The organism is Microcoleus sp. S13_C3, from assembly GCF_036700905.1.
In the GTDB taxonomy this organism is placed as follows: Bacteria; Cyanobacteriota; Cyanobacteriia; order Cyanobacteriales; family Microcoleaceae; genus Microcoleus.
Genome location: NZ_JAUBPT010000151.1, coordinates 1 through 19,326, shown reverse-complemented (window position 1 = coordinate 19,326; position 19,326 = coordinate 1). Strand labels below are relative to the sequence as shown.

At 45.0% G+C, this 19,326-nt stretch carries 19 protein-coding genes; 11 read left to right on the top strand and 8 right to left on the bottom strand.

Annotation, left to right across the window (positions count from 1 at the left end; translation table 11 throughout):
* The first annotated feature begins 285 nt into the window (after nt 1-285).
* Nucleotides 286-1,272, top strand: a complete 987-nt coding sequence (locus tag QUA16_RS29255; RefSeq protein WP_333109767.1) for a GDSL-type esterase/lipase family protein — start codon at nt 286-288, stop codon at nt 1,270-1,272.
* A gap of 871 nt (nt 1,273-2,143) precedes the next feature.
* Here QUA16_RS29255 and QUA16_RS29250 read toward each other — a convergent pair.
* Nucleotides 2,144-3,196: a Gfo/Idh/MocA family oxidoreductase gene (locus QUA16_RS29250; protein ID WP_333107883.1), complete on the bottom strand. Its 1,053-nt coding sequence runs from the start codon at nt 3,194-3,196 to the stop codon at nt 2,144-2,146.
* Between the two features lie 506 nt (nt 3,197-3,702).
* On the opposite strand from QUA16_RS29250, the gene QUA16_RS29245 reads away from it, so the two are divergent.
* Nucleotides 3,703-4,386: a hypothetical protein gene (locus QUA16_RS29245; RefSeq protein WP_333107884.1), complete on the top strand. Its 684-nt coding sequence runs from the start codon at nt 3,703-3,705 to the stop codon at nt 4,384-4,386.
* A gap of 36 nt (nt 4,387-4,422) precedes the next feature.
* On the opposite strand, the gene QUA16_RS29240 is transcribed toward QUA16_RS29245, so the two are convergent.
* The 3 genes from QUA16_RS29240 to def all read right to left on the bottom strand — a co-directional run bounded on the left by QUA16_RS29240 (nt 4,423) and on the right by def (nt 6,800).
* The gene (locus QUA16_RS29240; protein WP_333107885.1) at nt 4,423-5,760 is read right to left on the bottom strand and encodes a PrsW family glutamic-type intramembrane protease; all 1,338 of its coding nucleotides are present in this window, start codon (nt 5,758-5,760) and stop codon (nt 4,423-4,425) included.
* 279 nt (nt 5,761-6,039) lie between these two features.
* Nucleotides 6,040-6,240: a hypothetical protein gene (locus tag QUA16_RS29235; protein WP_199292547.1), complete on the bottom strand. Its 201-nt coding sequence runs from the start codon at nt 6,238-6,240 to the stop codon at nt 6,040-6,042.
* Entirely contained in the window at nt 6,240-6,800 is a 561-nt protein-coding gene (gene def, locus QUA16_RS29230) for a peptide deformylase (protein WP_333107886.1), read from the bottom strand. Before def ends, QUA16_RS29235 begins: the two co-directional genes overlap by 1 nt.
* A 101-nt stretch (nt 6,801-6,901) precedes the next feature.
* On the opposite strand from def, the gene QUA16_RS29225 reads away from it, so the two are divergent.
* Nucleotides 6,902-7,414 carry a DUF1648 domain-containing protein gene (locus tag QUA16_RS29225; protein ID WP_333107887.1) on the top strand — a complete coding sequence of 171 codons (513 nt, stop codon included), beginning with the start codon at nt 6,902-6,904 and terminating at the stop codon, nt 7,412-7,414.
* Between the two features lie 391 nt (nt 7,415-7,805).
* Here QUA16_RS29225 and QUA16_RS29220 read toward each other — a convergent pair whose 3' ends face one another.
* Nucleotides 7,806-8,261, bottom strand: a complete 456-nt coding sequence (locus QUA16_RS29220; protein ID WP_333107888.1) for an aspartyl protease — start codon at nt 8,259-8,261, stop codon at nt 7,806-7,808.
* A 64-nt stretch (nt 8,262-8,325) separates the two neighbouring features.
* Complete coding sequence (locus QUA16_RS29215) at nt 8,326-8,781, bottom strand: retroviral-like aspartic protease family protein (protein ID WP_333107889.1); 456 nt, start codon at nt 8,779-8,781, stop codon at nt 8,326-8,328.
* A 119-nt stretch (nt 8,782-8,900) separates the two neighbouring features.
* Between QUA16_RS29215 and QUA16_RS29210 the strand changes: the two genes are divergently transcribed.
* Nucleotides 8,901-10,193 (top strand): pentapeptide repeat-containing protein, encoded by a 1,293-nt coding sequence (locus QUA16_RS29210; RefSeq protein WP_333107890.1) that lies wholly within the window; start codon nt 8,901-8,903, stop codon nt 10,191-10,193.
* A 98-nt stretch (nt 10,194-10,291) separates the two neighbouring features.
* Entirely contained in the window at nt 10,292-11,443 is a 1,152-nt protein-coding gene (locus QUA16_RS29205) for a mannosyltransferase family protein (RefSeq protein ID WP_333107891.1), read from the top strand.
* Between the two features lie 37 nt (nt 11,444-11,480).
* On the opposite strand, the gene QUA16_RS29200 is transcribed toward QUA16_RS29205, so the two are convergent.
* Nucleotides 11,481-12,104, bottom strand: coding sequence for a TenA family protein (locus tag QUA16_RS29200; protein WP_333107892.1), 624 nt, complete (start codon nt 12,102-12,104; stop codon nt 11,481-11,483).
* A 165-nt stretch (nt 12,105-12,269) separates the two neighbouring features.
* On the opposite strand from QUA16_RS29200, the gene QUA16_RS29195 reads away from it, so the two are divergent.
* The 3 genes from QUA16_RS29195 (at nt 12,270) to QUA16_RS29185 (ending at nt 15,814) form a co-directional block, all read left to right on the top strand.
* A complete protein-coding gene (locus QUA16_RS29195; protein WP_333107893.1) occupies nt 12,270-14,207 on the top strand; it encodes a hypothetical protein in 1,938 nt (645 codons plus the stop codon).
* Between the two features lie 56 nt (nt 14,208-14,263).
* The gene (locus tag QUA16_RS29190) at nt 14,264-15,229 is read left to right on the top strand and encodes a glycosyltransferase family 2 protein (protein WP_333107894.1); all 966 of its coding nucleotides are present in this window, start codon (nt 14,264-14,266) and stop codon (nt 15,227-15,229) included.
* Nucleotides 15,230-15,607: 378 nt separating this feature from the next.
* The gene (locus QUA16_RS29185) at nt 15,608-15,814 is read left to right on the top strand and encodes a hypothetical protein (protein ID WP_333107895.1); all 207 of its coding nucleotides are present in this window, start codon (nt 15,608-15,610) and stop codon (nt 15,812-15,814) included.
* Between the two features lie 341 nt (nt 15,815-16,155).
* Here the strand turns inward: QUA16_RS29185 and QUA16_RS29180 are convergent, their stop codons facing one another.
* Nucleotides 16,156-16,347 carry a hypothetical protein gene (locus QUA16_RS29180; RefSeq protein WP_333107896.1) on the bottom strand — a complete coding sequence of 64 codons (192 nt, stop codon included), beginning with the start codon at nt 16,345-16,347 and terminating at the stop codon, nt 16,156-16,158.
* A gap of 89 nt (nt 16,348-16,436) precedes the next feature.
* Between QUA16_RS29180 and QUA16_RS29175 the strand changes: the two genes are divergently transcribed.
* From QUA16_RS29175 to QUA16_RS29165, 3 genes are all read left to right on the top strand, one after another.
* Complete coding sequence (locus tag QUA16_RS29175; RefSeq protein WP_333107897.1) at nt 16,437-16,709, top strand: hypothetical protein; 273 nt, start codon at nt 16,437-16,439, stop codon at nt 16,707-16,709.
* Nucleotides 16,710-17,071: 362 nt separating this feature from the next.
* On the top strand, nt 17,072-18,169 hold the full coding sequence (locus QUA16_RS29170; protein WP_333107898.1) for a HAMP domain-containing sensor histidine kinase: 1,098 nt from the start codon (nt 17,072-17,074) through the stop codon (nt 18,167-18,169).
* A gap of 813 nt (nt 18,170-18,982) precedes the next feature.
* On the top strand, nt 18,983-19,144 hold the full coding sequence (locus tag QUA16_RS29165; RefSeq protein WP_333107899.1) for a hypothetical protein: 162 nt from the start codon (nt 18,983-18,985) through the stop codon (nt 19,142-19,144).
* The last annotated feature ends 182 nt before the right edge of the window (nt 19,145-19,326 follow it).

Here is a 19,326-nt window from a genome sequence, read left to right as displayed (position 1 = left end):
TACTTTTGTTACCTCTGTGGAAAAAATCCTGAAAGAATTTGGAGAAAACTATGTAATTAATTTTGTCTAGCTACTTAAACAGCTAGAAGACAAAAGTCGCCGACAGCAAAAAATTTTAGACATCACGGATCTGTCCCAGATTCATCTGTGGAGTCAATGCTTTAATCTTTAATCTTTAATCTTTAATCTGCTGACTATAATCGGGGCTGAAAGCTTGACTGCAGTTGCATTATTTTTTATACCTTGGTGTCGGCAGGGTTTATCCTTCTCTATCGAGGTTGACTGGTGGAAGTTGTTCTCATAATTTTGGCTGTCACCGCAGCATTGGGGGCAGCAATCGAAGTGCTGCTGCGGGTACTGCTGGGTTTGGGTAATCCCTTGATTTACATTGCCGATGCCGAGTGCGGCTATTTGTTGGCGCCTAACCAGAAGGTGCGTCGCTTGGGCAACCGGATTGAGATTAACGAGTATTCGATGCGTAGCGGAGCGATCGCCCCCCTCCCCGATCCGTCAACTCTGCGCGTCTTGCTATTGGGAGATTCTGTCGCCAACGGCGGTTGGTGGACACATCAGACAGATACTATCTCGGAAATTATGGCTCGGAATTTGAGACTGCAAGTACAGCATCTGGCGAGCGATGCACAATTAGGTTCAAAAGTCAACTATTTCAATTTTGAAGTTCTCAATGCCTCAGCCAATTCTTGGGGGCCGAGGAATCAACTTGCTTACGCCAAGCGGTTCGGTGTTTTTGGGGCAAGGGTTTTGGTTTTGCTGCTCAATACGGACGATTTGTTTGCATCGGCTCCCTGTGATCTGGTTGTGGGGCGCGATCGATCTTACCCGGATCACAAACCCCGATCGGCTACGCTAGAGTTATTGAGCCGCTACCTGCTACCTGCTGTGCCGACTCCTCAATTGGCAACACCCGGAGCCACAAGCGGCGATGTAGTAGGCTGCAACTTAGAGGCTATTCGCCAAATCCAGAAAATAGCTGTATCCGCCAACATCGAGTTTTTGCTAGCCGTCACGCCCAAGCGGGGCGAACTCGGCGGACCGGGCCCTCGCGACTGGGAAGTCAAAGCTAGAGCGCGTCTCGCCGAACTCGTAGAAACAGAGAAAATTACTTACATAGATTTTCTTCCCATTTTCAATTGTGCGGCTGAATTTCCAACTTTGTATCGAGACAGCATTCACCTCAGTCCTCAAGGAAATCAGCTAGTTAGCAAAACCATCAGTCGTCAAATAGTCGCTCTTTTTTGGCATAAATCGTGACTTCACCTAAAGACGGATACTTGCCTACAACTGATACTTTTAATCCAGACAATCTCCGACAACCTGAGAGAATCCGAATATAGCACACTCATCAGACAGGTCCCAGAGCATGGTGGTATCCCACAAAGCTTTAAGGAAAATCCCTAAAGCGCTACTCAAACTGGGTGTTTTCTAACCACAGTTGGGGCAGTGAAAAATTTTAGAGCCACCTAACTTTTATGGCTCTCACCGTATTTTGCACAAATTTTGGAGGTGTATTCTTCACTGGTTTTGACCAACCTCGAACCGCAAGGATTACAGAGATGCTCTCAAGCGAAAGCTTGAGAGAAGTGAGAGAAAGTCCAAGTCATCATTACTGATGGTTTTATGCAGGCTACTTCAGTCTACACCAATTGTCATGAGTATTACCTACAAGTCTAGGAAAATATCATCCTAGCAATTGCTCCTGTTGTCGAGAGCAAAAAAGTTAAAACCTTAGTTCAAGCCCCCAGATTCATCTGCAGAGTCAATCGATTTTAGATTTTAGATTTTAGATTTTAGATTTTAGATTTTAGATTTTAGATTTTAGATTTTAGATTTTAGCCTTGACCCCACGGATAAATTCGGGGGTTCCTTTATCGGATACAGGTTTTTTATTTCTGGACGGATGAATCCGGGGGCTTGTATCCTGGATGCTTGATTGTCAATCTAAAGTCTAAAATCGTTCGATTGAGCGCAACTCGACGCAGGCGCTCGCCGAACTTCTCAGGCCCAATTGTCTAATCTCAAATCGACTGACATCGAATCCGGTTGCATGGGAACAGTTACCCTCTTCAACGAACAACCAACCCAAACTGTAAAAGCACCCGGAAACGACACGATTTGTCTCGATTTAGCTAACTTGCAAAGTAGACTCTAGCTCTTTCGGATACCAAGCTTGACCGTCGAGAGCCATTTGCTCGATCACACTAGCAAGCCGCAGAGCTTTGAGAGCTTGTTCTCCTCCCACAGAAGGCTGATTTCCACCCCGCACGCAATTAATAAAATGCTCCAATTCTGCGTGGAGCGGTTCAATATTGCTGGTGTAAACTTTCTCGATCAACCCATCTTGACGGTAAAGCACCTGACCGTAATCCGTCACGTAATTGGCGGTTGTTTGTCGGTGAATCAAGATTTCGTTGTTGAGAAAATCTGCCTCTGTCAGAGAATTCTTGCAGTGAGCCACGATTGAACGGAGTTTGCGGTGCGTCACCTTACTGGAAGTCAGGGTGGCGACAATGCCGTTAGCAAAGTTCAGCGTCGCTGTCACGTAGTCTAAATAACCTGAATCTGAGGCCCTGCTGCCGCTGGCCGTCAGCTTCACCACTTGGGAATCTGCCAATTCCAGGAGCAAGTCGATGTCGTGGATCATTAAATCCAAAACTACCGATACGTCGTTAGCCCGCTGGGAATAGGGACTCATCCGGTGAGCTTCCAATGCCAGTAACTCTTCAGTTTTCAGCACTTTGCCGAGTTCCTGAAAAGCTGGATTGAAGCGCTCGATGTGACCCACTTGTAAAATCCGGTGGGCCTCAGCAGCCGCGTTGACCAAAGATTCGGCTTCGGCAATGCTAGCCGCGATCGGCTTTTCAATTAAAACGTGAACACCCGCTTGGAGACAAGACATCCCCACAGGGTGATGCAGGCGAGTTGGAACGGCGACGCAAACTGCATCTACGTGGGCGAGCAAATCTCGGTAGTCTTCAAAGAAGCGAACCCGGTATTTGCTTGCTACATCTATTCCCCGCTCTACATTTATGTCTGCAACACCCACGAGTTCGATATCTTTTAGCAAGCTCAGAACTCGCGTGTGATGCTGGCCCATATTGCCAACCCCAATTACCCCAATGCGGAGGGGTTCAGGTTGACTTCGCTGGGCGAAAACGTTTGCGTATCCCAATGACATCCTATCTAGCACTCCTGGATTCTCCTCCACCACCACAGGAATCAAGCCCCTTGGCTTCCCTCAGCTACTCACAGCCATCCAGATAGTACCACAGTCAAACTATTTGTGAAGAATTTCTAAGTTCAGTTGCGATTATCGCATCAGACCTTTAAGCAGAAGCGAATCATACGCAAGGGGAGAATACTGGGACAAAAGGTATGGAAATTGCGTATTGACAAAATTTATTAAATGTGTAGCTGCAGCGGGACGATCGTCCGCAGCATCGCAACAACACAAACCCGTCGGAATATTTGGCGATTACGATCAAACATTTTTCTGGTTTCTGTTCAAAAGTAATAGTGAAAGTCATAAATTATACAAATACAACAGATGACTTATCCGTATTACTTCGGTTATTTACATTCCGCAATCTTGGAATTCAAAAAAATTTACTTTAAGAATGCGGATAATTACGGGCGATCGCTCACTCAAATAAACTAGACTTACGTAAAGCTTAATAAAAAACAATGTGTCAAAAACAAAGGCTCAGATTAGGAAGTGCGATCGCTAGCACAATTTTAAGTTTGTTTTCAGCCGTGTCAGTGGTAGGAGTAGACAAAGCACAAGCCGCCGTACTAACCTACAATTTCGATATTGAAAATGGTGGAGGTAGCGGTTTTTTCAAAGTGGAGAACTCCTCGGTTAACCCAATACTTTTTCAACTAATTCCTGTAAGCGAGGGAAGATTATACACTCCTCTCATTCTTGACTCTTTTGGACTAGGAGGCAAAGAATACTACAATTTGGCAGGGGCTACAGCTATATTTTATGAAGGGGTGTTTCGCGGACTGCAAGCAGGCGGCCACGACAGACGGACGAGAGAATTAATCGTTCCTCCACACGAACCAGGAGGGCCTGATTACATCAATATCATGGGCTACGCATCTTGGCAGATGGACACCTACGTGCAGCATTATAGGGGTATTAGTATTATTGGGGGATCTTGGTGGTTAGGGTATAAGGAGGTATATATTACGCCCATGAACAGTATGCCAGATGTACATAGACAGAATATCGACTCTGCCAATGTTTCTTACACTCTAGTGGATACCGCAGCCGAACCAGTTCCCGAACCGATCGCCGTTGGGGGCACAGCTTTAGCATTGGCAGGTTTAACCTGGTTAAAACACAAGAAAAAAATGCCAGTTTGAGGTGCGATCGCACCTTAACAATTAAGCACTCAGCAGTCACTTTTCAGAAAATATTCGAGTTGCAAAATTTTGCTCTCGATTCGGAGACAGAGCTCTGGCTTTCAAAATTGCGGCTACCAAAAACGCATAGGACAAAACTCCCACCAACGCCAGCAAAAGTACGCTGGCTGCTCCTGACGCATTCCACAAAGCGTGAAGTGCGGAAGCGCTGAAATAACCTACGCCCAAAATTTGCCAGCGCTTCCTGGGTTTGAGGGCACTCAAACCGATAAAATATCCCAAATAGCCGCTGTAAGCCATGTGTCCGGCGGCGGAACCCAAAATGCGGGGAATTAGCAACTGCAATCCTACTAATTGTCCGGCGTCTGGCCCTGCTTGCAGGGTGACATTTTGGATGACATTGGGAACGTACTGTCCCAGAGTTTCTAACAGTGTAAAGCCGACTGCCGAAGCGCTTCCTAACAGAATTCCGTCTAAAGGTTCCCAAACGCCGATTCGATCGCGCCAGGGATTTTTCAGCCAATTTCCCAGTAACATCGCTCCCAAAACGGGCAGGGCTTTCAGCAATTCTTCCATCAGACCCGCCCCGAAAAACATTCTGGTCAAAAAAGGCAAAAAACTGATTGTTTCGCCTTCAGTTGGCAGGCGACCGGGTAAAATTTCTCTAAATACGAATATAAATCCAATCAATAAGGGGCTGATCACAATCAGGACTGTAGCTAACGCCGAACCAAGCAATACCCACCAAGGTTTGTGTTTGCCGCACAGTTGATAGATAAAGTAGTAAGCCGCACCGGCGAGGTAAGCTGACAGCAGCAAGTTGAATGCTGCAGAATTTCCCACCGCGACAAACATCGACACGACAACAATAACTGTGGCAATACCTGGATATAAGTAAGCTTTTTGGCTTAATTGTTTGCCAGTCGAGGCGATCGGGAATAATTGAGTTAAAGTGAGAGCGTCTTTTTCGCTACCAGCAAAATTGCCCGTTTGTGGTGCTCTTAATCCGGGTTGATTTTGGTAAGGGGTTACGGGAGATTCAAATATAAATTCAGGGCCGTCAAGGCCGAGACTGATGCGATCGCCTGTTTCTAAAGTTTGGCAGCCAGAGAGCTTTTTTCCGTTGATATAAGTTCCGTTAGCGCTGTTGAGGTCGCAAATTTCCCATCTCGTCAAAGTACCCTGAGTTAGGGGACGGATCGTGGCGTGGCGACGGGAAACCATGCCGTGGGCGATCGACTCTAAAGCTATTTGACAATTGCGATCGCGTCCGATGACCAATTCCCCTTCTTCAGAAAGTTGGTACTTGGATACTGGGGTTCCCACAGCGTCTTTGGCTGGCACTTGTCGCAGAAATCCGATTTCATTAGTCATGAGTTATGAGTCATTAGTCATTAAGCCCAAGTGCATTTAAATTGTATAGTCAAATTTAAGAAAAGTCTTGTGGGGTGGGCCAGAAAGCCCGCCCAAAAAATACAATTTAGATGCCCAACAGCTTAGTCATTAGTCATTAATCATGAGCTCGCGAGCTGTTAGCTGATGTTATTTTTGAGCAATCTTTATTCCACAGTTATTGGTTATTAGCTGCTGACTAATGACTAATGACTAATTACTAATTACTGCTGACTAATGACTAATGACTAATAACTCTGCTTATAGATTTGCCCTGGCATCCTGAACGGCTGCATAGAAAAATATGCCAGTTAGCGGTACGCTCAGGGCGAGGATGATGCCCGTGACTAAATTGCCAAGTTGAGCTTCTCCCGATGACAGCTCAAAGATGGAGCCGACTGCCGCGATCGCCGTGATGCACGAAAGAGCTAATAGTAAACCACTTTTCGGAGTTCCTGCCATCATACTGATTTTACTGCCTTTGGCGAAAATTTCTGCTTGACTAATGCTTCATTCAGTGCCAGCTTGTTTTCTACTCTGTCTACAAACAGCACTCCGTTGAGGTGATCCATTTCGTGCTGAATTGCCCTCGACAGTAACTCTGTTGCTATCAGGGTTTGTGGGCGGCCGTATTCGTCGCGGTAGGAGACTTCAATGACTTCTGGGCGTTTGACTTCTAAATAAACTCCCGGAATGCTCAAACACCCTTCTTGCAAGATGCAGATATCGCTGCTGCTACTTTTGATGGTGGGGTTGATCAAAACCATTGGGGGTGTGGCAGGGTTTTCCGGGTCGCAGTCGAGCACGATTACTTGTTTGTGGACTCCGACTTGGGGGGCGGCCAAACCGATGCCATCCGCACTGTACATGGTTTGCAGCATTTCTCGGACTAGCTGCCGAATTTCTGCATCGACGCTTTTGACGCGCTTGGCTGGCTGCCGGAGGACGCGATCGCCTAATGTGTGTATTGTTAGGGGTGGTTTTTCTAACTTTTTCTTTTCAATCAAGACCTGAGCCGTCATAGAACCTCGCGGGATGTTTGGAAACCCCCAACGAAAGCTGTTGGGGAATGAAATTGGAACCAATACTATTATTTTCAATATTAATCTAATTTTCAGTAGCCATGACTGGAAACGCACCAAACCAACAACCGGTTATTTCTCTGGGGCTTTCGCCTGTTTTAGTGGCGGTAGAGCTTTTAGGTGCGATCGCGATTTTGCTGGCTGTTTTGCTCATCGTCAAGTTTTGGGCGGTTTTGCCCGATCGAATTCCGATTCATTTCGGCTTGGGGGGGGTGGCTGATGCTTGGGGCGACAAGGTGACGATTTGGATCGTGCCGGCTGTGGCTGCGATTATTTTTGCGGTTTTAACTGCGGTATCGCGCTATCCGCATACTTTTAATTATCCGGTACGGATTACTTCTGAGAACGCTCGCCGGCAATATCTGTTGGGGCGAGGCCTTTTGGTTTGGCTGAAGGCGGAGATTTGCTGGCTGTTGGCGTTTGTGGTGCGGCAGCAAATTCTTGTCGCTTTGGGCAATGCTCAAAGGTTGAGTATGGAGGTACTTTTAGGAATAATTGTTTTGATGTTTGCGACGGTTGGCGTGTATTTGCTCAAGGCTTATTCTGCTCGCTAGATGTAGGCCAAAAAACTTACATCTACCTAAAAAATGGGTTTTTGGGTCTATTTATTTTTCCCGCCGTTAATAATATATAACATCTCATAAATAAATAAAATTACTTGGTAATGAGGAATTTATTCCTCAATTTTTTATCAGGATTTTAGTCCTCACTACAAACATTTTTGATTGCGGCTAATCGACCGAAAGCATCCAGGATACAAGCCCCCGAATTCAGCCGTGGAGAAATAAAAAATCTGTATCCGAGAAACTTGCCCCCCGAATTTATCCGTCGGGTCAATGCTTCAATTCTAAAATCTAAAATCTAAAATCTAAAATCTAAAATCGATTGACTGGACATGAGAGGAATCACAGCCCAGAGGTTTGTGGTGCGGTAAACGCCGATCGACTAACCCATCAGATATGTTTGCTGATTATTCATCGGCAATACTCGCAGCCGTTGATTTTTCAAATCGGGTTCTAATCCTAGTTCTTCCATTGGAATCACGCCCAGCAAAACAGCAGAAACGCCTTCGGGCAATTCTAAACAATCAAATCTCCCTTCTCTCCCTTCTACAATAATTTGAGCGCCGGCAAAAATTCGACCTGTTGTGATGCCAGCCGATGTTTCTACATCTCTTTCTCCTACTTGTTTTAAACCGATTTGGCTAATAATGAGAGCTGGCAGGGAAAGCAGTGTCGCTCCGGTATCGACAATTACCTTATCGATCGTCACAGAGCGAACTTCCTCAGCAGAAATGAATCCCCGTTCAGCCATAACTAGATCGATGAAATTCGTGACGGCGATTGTTGTAAGAACTTGACCCATTTGTTTTTCTTGCAGATTGGGGAGTACGAGTGTCATAATTATGTTACCTCTTTGAGTGGATTTTATGGTACATCTTTGGGCTGTTTCGTCCGCTAGAATATTAAACCATCAGATATGTTTGTTCTTCATTCATCGGCAATACTCGCAGCCGTTGATTTTTTAAATCTGGTTCTAAGCCTAGCCTTTCCATCGGAATCATGCCCAGCAAAACCGCATCAACTCCTTCGGGCATTTCAAGGCAGTCAAACACTGCTTGTCGCCCTTCAAGTTCCAGCATTATATCTTGAAAAATCCGCCCTTTTCTGATTCCCGCAGCAGTTTCTACATTGGTTTCTCCAAGCTGGCTTAAACCCAACTGGCTGATAATGAAAGCTGGTAAGGCAAGCAGAGTGGCTCCGGTATCTACTAAAACTTTATCGAGAGTTAATGAACGAATTTCACCCGCAGGAATGAACCCCCGCTCAGCTAGGACTTGATCGATGCGATTCGTTACAGTGATTGTTGTAAGAACTTGACCCATTTGTTTGCCTTGCAGATTGGGCAGCACCAGTGTCATATTATGTTACCTTTTTGAGTGCAATTGGTAGATTTTTCTATTTTAATGCTCTCTAGAATTGTCCGGCGTTGGTTAAAATCGTTTTAGTGACCGACCAAAATTAGAATTTGCTTCAACGCATGACACCAGAAAACAACTCTTCTCAACCCAATCGCCCTGAGTCTAACGTGACTGTAGAAAGTCAGAACGGTGCGAGCCCTACTGTGCCACCAGAATCAGGGACAATCGTCGCTACTGCTGAACCGGAAAAACCGGTGCCGCCGCCTCCTACTCGCAAGGTTTTTTTGCCCCAGCAGCCGGAACAAACGACTACTGAAAAGTCGGGGTCAGTGCTGACGCTGGGGTTGATCGCAGCGATGATTTTTGGACTCGCCAATGACAACATTTGGCTGGGCTTAATGGGCGCTGTCGGTGCGATCGGCATATCGCTGCGGCTGATGTGGCCGAGTTGGGGCAAAATCTGGGCGCAGGTAATTCCGCCGACTTGGCGCACGCTGATCGTCGCCTGCTTCGGGCTTTTAGCTGGGATTGTTGGCCTGCTGATGCTCAGCGGTACTAATACTGAACCGGGAAGCCGCAACATCCAAATCAACTGGGACGCCATCGGGGCTCTCGGCGAGCTGATCGGCGCTTTGGGCCAAATTTTGATCGCAATTTTGGGCGTTTACGTGGCTTGGCGGCAGTACGTGATCTCGAAAGATTTGACGATTCAGCAAAATCGAATTACGCAGCAGCAAACAATTGATGCTTATTTTCAAGGGGTTTCGGACTTAGCCCTTGACGAACAAGGGTTCTTGGAAGACTGGCCGCAGGAAAGGGCGATCGCAGAAGGCCGCACCGCTGCAATTATGAGCAGTGTAGATGCTGAAGGTAAAGCTAAAATTCTGCGGTTTTTGTCGCAGTCGAGATTGGTTACTCCGCTGAAGCGCGATCGGCTTTTAGGCCGCCCCATCCTTGACGGCGACGGCGGCTACGCTGAAGACAGAGATCACGGTATCCGCGTTATCGATCTCAATGTGATGTTAGCGGGTGCTGACCTGGCTGGCACTGATTTGCGGTGGACGGATTTGAGCGAAGCCAACCTCGTCCGCGCCAATCTCAGCAAGTGCGATTTAGTGAAAGCCAACCTCTCGCGCGCTGTCTTGTACGACGCCAATCTCGCTCGCGCCGACATGAGAGCCGCCGCATTATTCTACGGCTCGGCACAAACTGCATCCCCCCGCAGCCGTACCGAATTTCCCAACTATCAAACGGGCGAACATACCGGCGCTGTGGTTGAACGCGCTGATTTCACCGCTGTCAAGCGGCTGTCGGAGGATCAGCGCTATTACTGCTGCGCTTGGTGCGGCTCGAAGTCGAGAGAGACTATTCCCGGCGGCTGCGAAGGGATTCCCAATAAACTCGGACGTTAAAATTAGCAGTACGGCTGTACTTACGTATATATTTGGCGATCTCGCTCGCAGCGGACTATACTTTAATTTTAAATCTACAGTCTTGCGCTGTTTTAGCGATGACAAATACTGATTTAGGGTTAGAAGTAATTCCGCACCGTCCGCGCTCCAAAAGCAGGGACGGGCTAATTTTTGTAATTGCTATGTGGTTTCTGAGCCGATCGGTAATTGCGATCGGGATGCAGATAATTGCTCCTTTAGCCTCCCTCCCGCCAGAGGATTGGGCCCCTCTAAGTTTTGTCAGTGGCTTCCTTCCCAAAAGTGGCTGGGAACTGTTTTCGCACTGGGACGGTAAATGGTACACCCAAATCGCTAATTTAGGCTACACCTATGCAGATGACGGGCAGCAGCATAATGTGGCTTTTTATCCCCTGTTTCCTTTGCTGATGCGTGGGTTGACGACTCTGGGAATGCAAGTGGAAGTAGCAGGGGTACTCATCAATAGTTTGGCCTTTCTGGGTGCCTTAGCCGTGGTCTACTTTTGGGTGGAGGAGCGATACGATGCTGGTGCAGCAAAGTGGACAACTGCTGTGCTAGCTTGGTGTCCGTTCTCACTATTTTGCACTGTCATATACACAGAAGGATTGTTTTTGTTCCTGACAGCATCGGCTTTACGAGCTTTTGAGAGGGGCGAGTATATTTGGGCGGCTTTTTGGGGAGCTTTGACGACTGCTACTAGAGGGCCAGGAGTAGTCCTGATACCTACTTTTTTGCTGACAGCTTGGAGGGAAAAAAGACCTCCCCTCGCTTATGCTGCGGGTTTTGCTAGCGCGATCGGGTTTTTTTCATTTATTTTATATTGTGCTATTAATTTGGGAGATCCTTTAGCATTTATTCACATCCAAAAACACTGGCCTCAGCCTACTTGGTGGGAGATATTGAAGCAGTTGTTCAGTTTCAGCTTCTACGGTGCTACTTACGTTGCTACTAAAGTTGGGATGGTTTTTGGCGGTGGCTTTTTGTTGTGGTATTTACGAAAAAGGTTGAGCATTACAATCATTTGCTTCGGTTTTTGCTCTTTGGCCCTGCTGGTTACTTCGAGAGCTTTACACTCGGTAGAGCGCTACGCTTACGGTATTGTGTCGCTGTCAATAGGTGTTGGCTTGTTATTGGCGGCTAGGCCTCGTTGGGGTTACGGGTTGATGGGATTGTTTGGTATATTTCTGCTGCGCTTTTCAGTGAGATTTGCTAGTTGGCTGTGGGTAGCTTAGGGGCGATCGCTCTTAATATCTTTTGCCCAAACTTAATTTACTCTATTGCCCAAGCTGCCTGAAAAAAGTCTCTTTCACACAGCATGGCGTAGCGATAGGTTGCTTCTACTTCCGGTCCAGCTTCTGCGTAGCGATCGACCAAACTTTCCAGCCGTTTTGCTAAAATCTCAAACTCCGGGCTACTGTAGGTGAAAATCCAGTCGCTAAAGGCGTGTTCCGGTATATTAGGTTTAGCTAGCTGCTGTCCCAAAAAAGCATACAACCGCAAGCAAGGAGTCATGGCGGCTACTGTCAAACCTACACCACTGCCCCAGGCTGTCGCTAATAAAAAATCTGTGTAGCGGCGGGTAGCAATTCCCGGTTTTGCCTCTTGCAAGTTTACACCCCATTTGGCTGCATATCCTTGATGCAAACGAAGTTCTTCTAAAACACCGCTGCCGAGATTGTGGAGAATTTCAAACCCATCCCAGTCGGGTGCTTTTGCCGCAGCGATACTGTAAGCGCGAGCGAATGCTCCCAGAAAAAATGCGTCTTGTGCAACGTAATATGCAAAACTATTTTGGGGGAGGCTGCAGTCAGCAATGCCTCTGACAAAGGGATGTTGAAGACAAGCTTCGCTTAAGTCTTGATTGGCTTGCCAAAGATAGTTAGAATTAGCCATGATTTGTTTATCTCTCCGTTATGATGGTAATTGTTAGAGGACTTACGCAAACTACATGGTTTATACTCTAAAACAGTAGGTAAAGACAACCAGGAATTAACAATAAAACCTGGGTTTTAGCCTTCCCGCGCTGAGCGTCCTGTCTTAAATTCAGGCTCCCAATCTATGATAACAGATATATTCGGCTTGATTCCATTGGTGGCTCTGGGCATTTTGTTTCTCATATTTCAGAAAATAGATAATTGTTGGCGTAGCGCTATTTTGTCCGCAGCAATTGTGGCGGGAGTTATTGTTGCTTTATCTACTGAAATTTTTAGTTTATTTAGGTTGCTGACTTTTGAGTGGGTGTTCGGGCTGTGGTTGGTAGTAGATATTTTGTTGTTGATTTTTTATCTAAAATTTAAAATTGTCCAGCCAATTGTGGAGAAAAATCAAGATGAGAAATTTCCGAATTTCTTACTGGGGTTGCTAGGCGGTGTATTATTTATTTTTGCTGCGGTGGGCTTGATTGCTGTAGTTGCACCGCCTAACAATTGGGATTCTATGACTTATCACATGAGCCGGGTTGTGCACTGGATGCAAAACCGTAGTGTCGAGCATTATCCCACTTCTTATGTGCCACAGTTGTATCACCCGCCTTGGGCTGAGTTTGCGATTATGCACTTTCAGATTTTAAGCAGGGGCGATCGCTTTGCTAATTTGGTACAGTGGTTGAGTATGGTGGGAAGCGCGATCGCAGTTTCTTTAATTGCTAAGCAACTGGGCGCTAATTTGCGCGGTCAAGTTTTTGCTGCTGTTTTTGCTGCGACTTTGCCAATGGGTATCCTCCAGGGTTCTAGCACTCAAAACGATTATGCTGTATGTTTCTGGGTAGTTTGTTTTGTTTGCTGCGGTTTAGCAGGACTCTCCGCAGGAATTACGGGGTTTAATACTTTTAAAATTGGTGCTAGTTTGGGTCTAGCTCTCTTGACAAAAACGACAGCTTATATATTTTGTTTGCCTTTTATTGTTTGGTTTATTGTAGGAGGAATTAAAAGTTTTCGGGCAAAAATGCTGCAACCAATTTTGATTATAGCCACGGTGGCTTTTGTTTTAAATGTCGGTCACTTTTGGCGAAATTACGATTTATTCGGTTATGCGATCGGAGCACCTCAAAGTTTTACTAAAGAATATAAAATAGAAGTATTTACCCTGCAAACTTTCCTGTCAAATGTAATTAGAAATTTAGGTATGCAAGCCGGTACGAGGATTTCCCGAATTAATGGTATAATTGTGGGAGGTATCAACCTCCTGCACAGAATATTGGGCGTAGCTACAAACGACCCGCGCATCACTTGGCCTCCCGGACAAGTATTTGCGATCGCTACACCGTCATTTAATGAAAACACAGCTACAAATCCCATCCACTTCTGGCTGACCTTGGCCACAATCCCACTTATACTTAACACCCCAAGTTGGAGAAAAACAAAAATAGTATTAACCTATTTAAGTGCTGTAATAATGGCATTTTTACTGCTGTGTCTTCTGCTGAAATTGCAGCCTTGGCACAGCCGACATCACATGTCAATATTTGTATTATTTTCCCCACTATTTGGATTAGCCGTATCGGAATTATCAAATCATAAAATAGCGAATTATCTGGTGGCGATTCTGATGGTTATGTCGCTACCTTGGATTTTTCACAACAACTTTCGACCTCTCCTTGGAGATAGTAACATTTTTAATAGCAGCAGACATGAGCTTTACTTTGCAAGTCGGCCGAACATCGAGGTTGCTTACAATACAGCAGTAGATTTTGTTAAATCTAAAAACTGCACGAATATAGGACTGTCATTTTGGGCTAAAAATGTCTGGGAATATCCCTTGTGGGTAATGTTTGCAGAGTCGGGAAAACCAGCACCTCGCATCGAGCACATTTCCACTATCGATCCTGTTGTCCAGCAAAAGCTCAACTCGGAACCTTACAAAAGTTTTACCCCTTGTGCCATACTTTACTCAGCTACAAAAAATGACGACCGACAAGGAAAAGAGATGGTTGTAAAAAATCAAACATACCTACAAAAATGGTCAATGGATCCACTGAGTGTGTTTGTGAAAAAATAACCTTTTGATTTATTTGATTTAACAGTTGACAACCCAATTTCCTTACAGCAACTGCGATGAACGATAGACCTAAGTATTCCTTGATAATTCCCATCTATAACGAGGAAGAAAATTTAGCTGAACTTTACCGGCGAATTAGTGCCGTGATGGCTCGAATGGACGGCCCAGTAGAATTAATTTTAATCAATGATGGCAGTCGCGATCGCTCTCTCGAACTTTTGCGAGAATTGCACGAAAAAGACTCGCGAATTTGTTACCTCAGTTTTGCCCGCAATTTCGGTCATCAAATAGCTGTAACTGCTGGTTTAAACTTTTCTAGAGGTCAAGTTGTAGTCATCATGGACGGCGATTTGCAAGACCCGCCAGAGCTAATTATGGATATGGTAGAACAGTGGCGGCAGGGCTATCAAGTTGTGTACGCTCAGCGCACTCAACGCCGTCAAGAAGGTTGGTTTAAGCGGTTGCCAGCTTATATGTATTATCGCATTTTGCGCCATCTTGCTGATGTTGATATTCCCACAGATACGGGAGATTTTTGTTTGATGGATAGGTGCGTGGTGGACGTACTCAATGCGATGCCTGAACGCAACCGCTACATTCGGGGACTGCGGGCATGGATTGGTTTTAAACAAACGGCGGTTAAGTTTGAACGCGATCCGCGTTTTGCTGGCGATGTTAAGTATACCTTCAGTAAATCTTTTGCTTTGGCGATGAACGGTTTAGTGTCTTTTTCAAAAGTTCCTCTGCAACTGTCGATTTATTTGGGTTTATTTTCGGCTTTCGTGTCTGTTTTGATGGCTTTTTTGGTTTTGTATTGGCGTCTTTTCTCTGCGGGTTCGGCATTAACTGGTTTGACAATTGTGATTATGGCGGTTTTCTTTTTGGGTGCGGTGCAGTTGGTGAGTATTGGGATTTTGGGTCAGTATGTGGGGCGGATTTATGAGGAGGTGAAGGATCGGCCACTTTATACGCTGGCAGAAGTGGCGGGTTTCGAGCCATTTGGTCAAAAAAATGGTAAATAAGCAGGACTTTTTTACTAAGTAGTAGGACACAATTAATTACACAAAAATTTGGGCTACAAGCCTTGTCTAGTAAAGAATCAGCAAAAAATCAGTGTGTAATTAATTCTGTCCAATTACTTATCTTGACGGCTTAAATATAGCGGTTGTATGGTGCGTGTGCTGAATCACCTGAAGCCTGGACTAGCTTCAAAATGGGGGTTCTGAACTGATAGCGAGCGTCACTCTAATTGGCGCGGCTGGCATTAATGCGTTTGAGCGCGAACTTCCTAATGGTACTGGTGGCATTAATGACTATGGCACTGCGCTGTGGTTGACGGGAATGTTGATGAGCACGATCGGCTCTGATTACTTTCCGAAACCAGCCCAAGGAGGGGTGCTTTGTTTTTTGCTGGCGTTGTGTGCGATCGCGTATGCAGTTATTTGACAGCCATGCTGGCTACATTTTTTCTGAGTCAGGATGCTGAGAGCGATCGAGCAGAAATAGCGGGTACAAAATCTATTCAAGCTCTGCAAACAGAAATTACTGCACTGGTAACAGAGGTTCAAGCCTGCTTCACGAAAAGGTTGAGAGCTGTGAATTGCTGACTTTTGATTTGAGCATGAGGTCGATCGCTCTCGATGCGATAGTATAAAAAAGATTATGTCTGTCCAATTATAGATAATATTGTAATCTAAACTATTCCAAGCGAAAGAGGATATTTATTTTTTTTACTTTTACTATGAAAATACCCTATAAACACTCAACGAAAAAAACTTGAGTAAGGAGGGCAAACATAACCCGAATAAATTGCGGATGGGAAATCAAGAAAACAAACTTTATCAAGGAGAAACCAAATGTTGAACTGTTCATGAGGGCGGACAGTTTTTCTAGGGCTTAATGGCTTATTTTATAAAATTTTGAGCCACTGCGGATAATTAAATGAATCTCATCTCCACTCCTGACTGGCATTTAATTTGACTTTTTTATGATCCTGGCTCGGTAAAGCTTGTAGTATCGGGAGCCTCTCATATTTGTAAAAATACTTCTTCTGGCTCCTTCCTTCTGACTCTTTCCTTCTGCCTCGCAGCAAGACAGTCTCCTGCCTCAAAACTCCATTTTCTAGCTGGGCTGCTTTCATTGAGATGCTCCCTGTAGTATCGTTCCCCAAACAGTCTGGAGTATTTACTGTTAACCTAGTTCTGTTTATTACATTGACACGAAAAACTCATGGAAAACACATTGTTCGATCGCACATTCCGGGACAGCGAAGGCAAAATTGTTATAGCTCAGATGCCAAATCTACCACTGAGTGTCGGGATGGTAGCTAGTTTATTAACGCTCATAGTTACAACAGGTAAAATTAATTTAGGGTTGGAGCTAGTAGCCTTTGGCTCTTTGTTTACTTGGGCTTGGGAAGAATTATTTCAAGGCGTTAATTACTTTCGTAGAGCATTAGGTCTGATTGTACTTGTTGGTCTAATTGCGTGGAAACTTCAATAAGTACGTAAAAATCACTAAATCCTATCGACCATGACCTTACCTCAAAAATCTACGCAAACTCTTCTTTTGTTCTTGGCATGACTACTCAAGTTTCAGATGTACAGAGTAGCTCGCGCTGAGGCGATGAGCTTGATTGCTCTAGCATTCTCTCATCTTTCTTGAATACCGCACTTGTAGGGAGGAGTATTAATATCATGGCGGGTTTAATTCCTTAATCACAGCAAATTTCACCTTTATAAAGTACCCTCCAGAAGCCGAGTTTCTTGCTGAAACTCGGCTTCCGGGGGGTACTTCACTTATATTATCTGGAAAGTCCTGTATAATGCTTTCTCAAGAGCCACTCATGCAGAAAATCAGAATCGATGTCGAACGAAGCGTCTGACCGTCTTAAAGAAAATGCTGAAAAAATTATGGGGATGTGGGAGAAGCGGGCGCGTGATGAAGTGGGTGCATCAACGCATCAAAATTCTCTTGTCTTGCAAGATTCCCTACCTCTGTACTTAAACCAACTGGTAGATGAACTCTCAAACAGAATTGTCAGGACACCTGCCCGAATCACAGCCGACGAGGTAGAAAGTACGCGGATTGGCAAGCTGCATGGGCATGAACGGGCGGGGTATGCTGACTACTCCATGACTCACCTCATTTTCGAGTATCACCTCCTCCGTCAAGTAATATTTCAAGTTTTAGAAGAAGAAGCACCTTTAGGAGTGCAGGATCGAGACATTATTATCGGCTCCATCGAGCAAGTCGTTAATGACGCCGCCACTCAATTCTCCGAAACGCTGCGAGATATTCAAGAATTATTTATGGTGACGCTAACTCACGACCTCAGAAATCCCATCAATGTCGTAAAAATGGGAACTCAACTAACTCTGCGGCGGCTTGAAACAGGAGACAGCCATAGGGATGTGGCGACGAGGATGCTCAGTGCGATCAATCGGCTGGATTCGATGATTCAAAATCTGCTAGATGCGAGTCGGCTACGGGCAGGGCAGAGCTTAAAGATTGAATTTGAAGAATGCGATTTTGAGATGCTAGTCCAAGAGGTAGTAAACGATTTGAGATTCGCCTATGGAGAGCGGTTTATTGTGGTTTCTGACCCTGATATCAGGACTTTTTGCAGCCGCAAAGAAATACGGCGGGTGATTGAAAATTTAGCAATTAACGCTGTGAAATATGGTAATGCTACTACGCCGATTACACTCACGCTCCAGCAAACCCAAACGCAGGTCAGCCTTACTATCCATAATGAAGGCAATCCGATCGCCATAGACGCTCAATCCATCCTATTTCAACAATTTCGTCGAACCATTTGTGCCCAGGAGCAAACCGGCTGGGGATTAGGATTATTTTTAGCAAAGAGTATTATTGAAGCCCATAAAGGGACACTTGCGGTTGAAAGTGCAGAGGGCAAGGGGACAAGCTTTATTATCACTTTACTAAAGGTTATTTTTTAGTTCGGAACATTAAGACAAACAATAAAAATAAGGTATAAAATAATGAATTCACAGTCAATATTTTCGCGCAAACCCACAGATAAGGTGTTTCATCACACACACTGTAAATTACAGAATTAATAAGCCGTCAAGATGCGAAACACAGCCTGAGCGAGTACGCTTGGATCGATATGTATAGCAATCCTAAATGATTCAGATAAATTTGTAGGGGTAGTGCTAAGAGTGCCTACCCCCTATCTATCGGGCAACCGGGCGTGGGATTGCCCCTACAATAATTATGCAAATGATTTAGGATTGATATATATGAGCTTACGCATCAATTAGCAGCCAGTCAAGATCGAGTTGAATTGTGTGGAGTAGGCCTACCAGAAACTCAGTCAAACTCCGGCGTAAAACTCACTAATTTAGCTGAACCCGAACAGCGACTCTGGGAACGGCTTTGGTTGATTCGCTCCAATTTTTGGCATAGTAAATATGCCAAACCTGATGCAATTAATCTACATTTTTCACTATAGCAATCCTAAATGATTCAGATAAATTTGTAGGGGTAGTGCTACCCCTACTCCCCGTGCCTACCCCCTATCTATCGGGCAACCACGGGGAGTAGGGGTCGGATTGCCCCTACAATAATTATGAGAATGATTTAGGATTGCTATATATAGTTTTCCTATTTTGCAAGTTTTACCACTACAGATAGTTTCACACTTGAAAAATCGCGTAATTCCTGTAGAATATATGGAAAACTTGTCCGGTTAAAAAACAGATGAAAATACTATTTTTCGACCAGAGCGGTAAGCCTGGTAGCGCAGAGCTTTGCCTAATAAATATTGCCAAACCTATCGAGATAGCTGTCTAGTTGGCTTATTTGTAGATGGTTCTTTTAAGCCATTATTAGAGCAACAGCAAATTCCCGTTGAGGTGTTAGCGAATGAAGCGATAAAAGTTCGTAAAGAAAGCAGCTTGAGCCAGAGTTAAAGTAGTGTAACCGCGCTACTCCTTTGATTGCTAAAGTTGTTCCAAAAGCTCGTCAATAGGATTTGATCTACGCCAACACGCAAAAAGCTTTAGTGGTGGGTGCATTAGACCTCTTGCAAAATAAATTTATGATATAATGAAAGGTTTTGCTCTAGCTGATTGAATCAAAACTCCTAACTTAT

What these genes read in the sequence shown, in the direction of transcription:
- QUA16_RS29250 (WP_333107883.1), bottom strand. Translation starts at nt 3,196, where the DNA reads ATGTCATTGGGATACGCAAACGTTTTCGCCCAGCGAAGTCAACCTGAA.
- QUA16_RS29245 (WP_333107884.1), top strand. Translation starts at nt 3,703, where the DNA reads ATGTGTCAAAAACAAAGGCTCAGATTAGGAAGTGCGATCGCTAGCACA.
- QUA16_RS29240 (WP_333107885.1), bottom strand. Translation starts at nt 5,760, where the DNA reads ATGACTAATGAAATCGGATTTCTGCGACAAGTGCCAGCCAAAGACGCT.
- QUA16_RS29235 (WP_199292547.1), bottom strand. Translation starts at nt 6,240, where the DNA reads ATGGCAGGAACTCCGAAAAGTGGTTTACTATTAGCTCTTTCGTGCATC.
- def (WP_333107886.1), bottom strand. Translation starts at nt 6,800, where the DNA reads ATGACGGCTCAGGTCTTGATTGAAAAGAAAAAGTTAGAAAAACCACCC.
- QUA16_RS29225 (WP_333107887.1), top strand. Translation starts at nt 6,902, where the DNA reads ATGACTGGAAACGCACCAAACCAACAACCGGTTATTTCTCTGGGGCTT.
- QUA16_RS29220 (WP_333107888.1), bottom strand. Translation starts at nt 8,261, where the DNA reads ATGACACTCGTACTCCCCAATCTGCAAGAAAAACAAATGGGTCAAGTT.
- QUA16_RS29215 (WP_333107889.1), bottom strand. Translation starts at nt 8,781, where the DNA reads ATGACACTGGTGCTGCCCAATCTGCAAGGCAAACAAATGGGTCAAGTT.
- QUA16_RS29210 (WP_333107890.1), top strand. Translation starts at nt 8,901, where the DNA reads ATGACACCAGAAAACAACTCTTCTCAACCCAATCGCCCTGAGTCTAAC.
- QUA16_RS29205 (WP_333107891.1), top strand. Translation starts at nt 10,292, where the DNA reads ATGACAAATACTGATTTAGGGTTAGAAGTAATTCCGCACCGTCCGCGC.
- QUA16_RS29200 (WP_333107892.1), bottom strand. Translation starts at nt 12,104, where the DNA reads ATGGCTAATTCTAACTATCTTTGGCAAGCCAATCAAGACTTAAGCGAA.
- QUA16_RS29195 (WP_333107893.1), top strand. Translation starts at nt 12,270, where the DNA reads ATGATAACAGATATATTCGGCTTGATTCCATTGGTGGCTCTGGGCATT.
- QUA16_RS29190 (WP_333107894.1), top strand. Translation starts at nt 14,264, where the DNA reads ATGAACGATAGACCTAAGTATTCCTTGATAATTCCCATCTATAACGAG.
- QUA16_RS29180 (WP_333107896.1), bottom strand. Translation starts at nt 16,347, where the DNA reads ATGAAAGCAGCCCAGCTAGAAAATGGAGTTTTGAGGCAGGAGACTGTC.
- QUA16_RS29175 (WP_333107897.1), top strand. Translation starts at nt 16,437, where the DNA reads ATGGAAAACACATTGTTCGATCGCACATTCCGGGACAGCGAAGGCAAA.
- QUA16_RS29170 (WP_333107898.1), top strand. Translation starts at nt 17,072, where the DNA reads ATGTCGAACGAAGCGTCTGACCGTCTTAAAGAAAATGCTGAAAAAATT.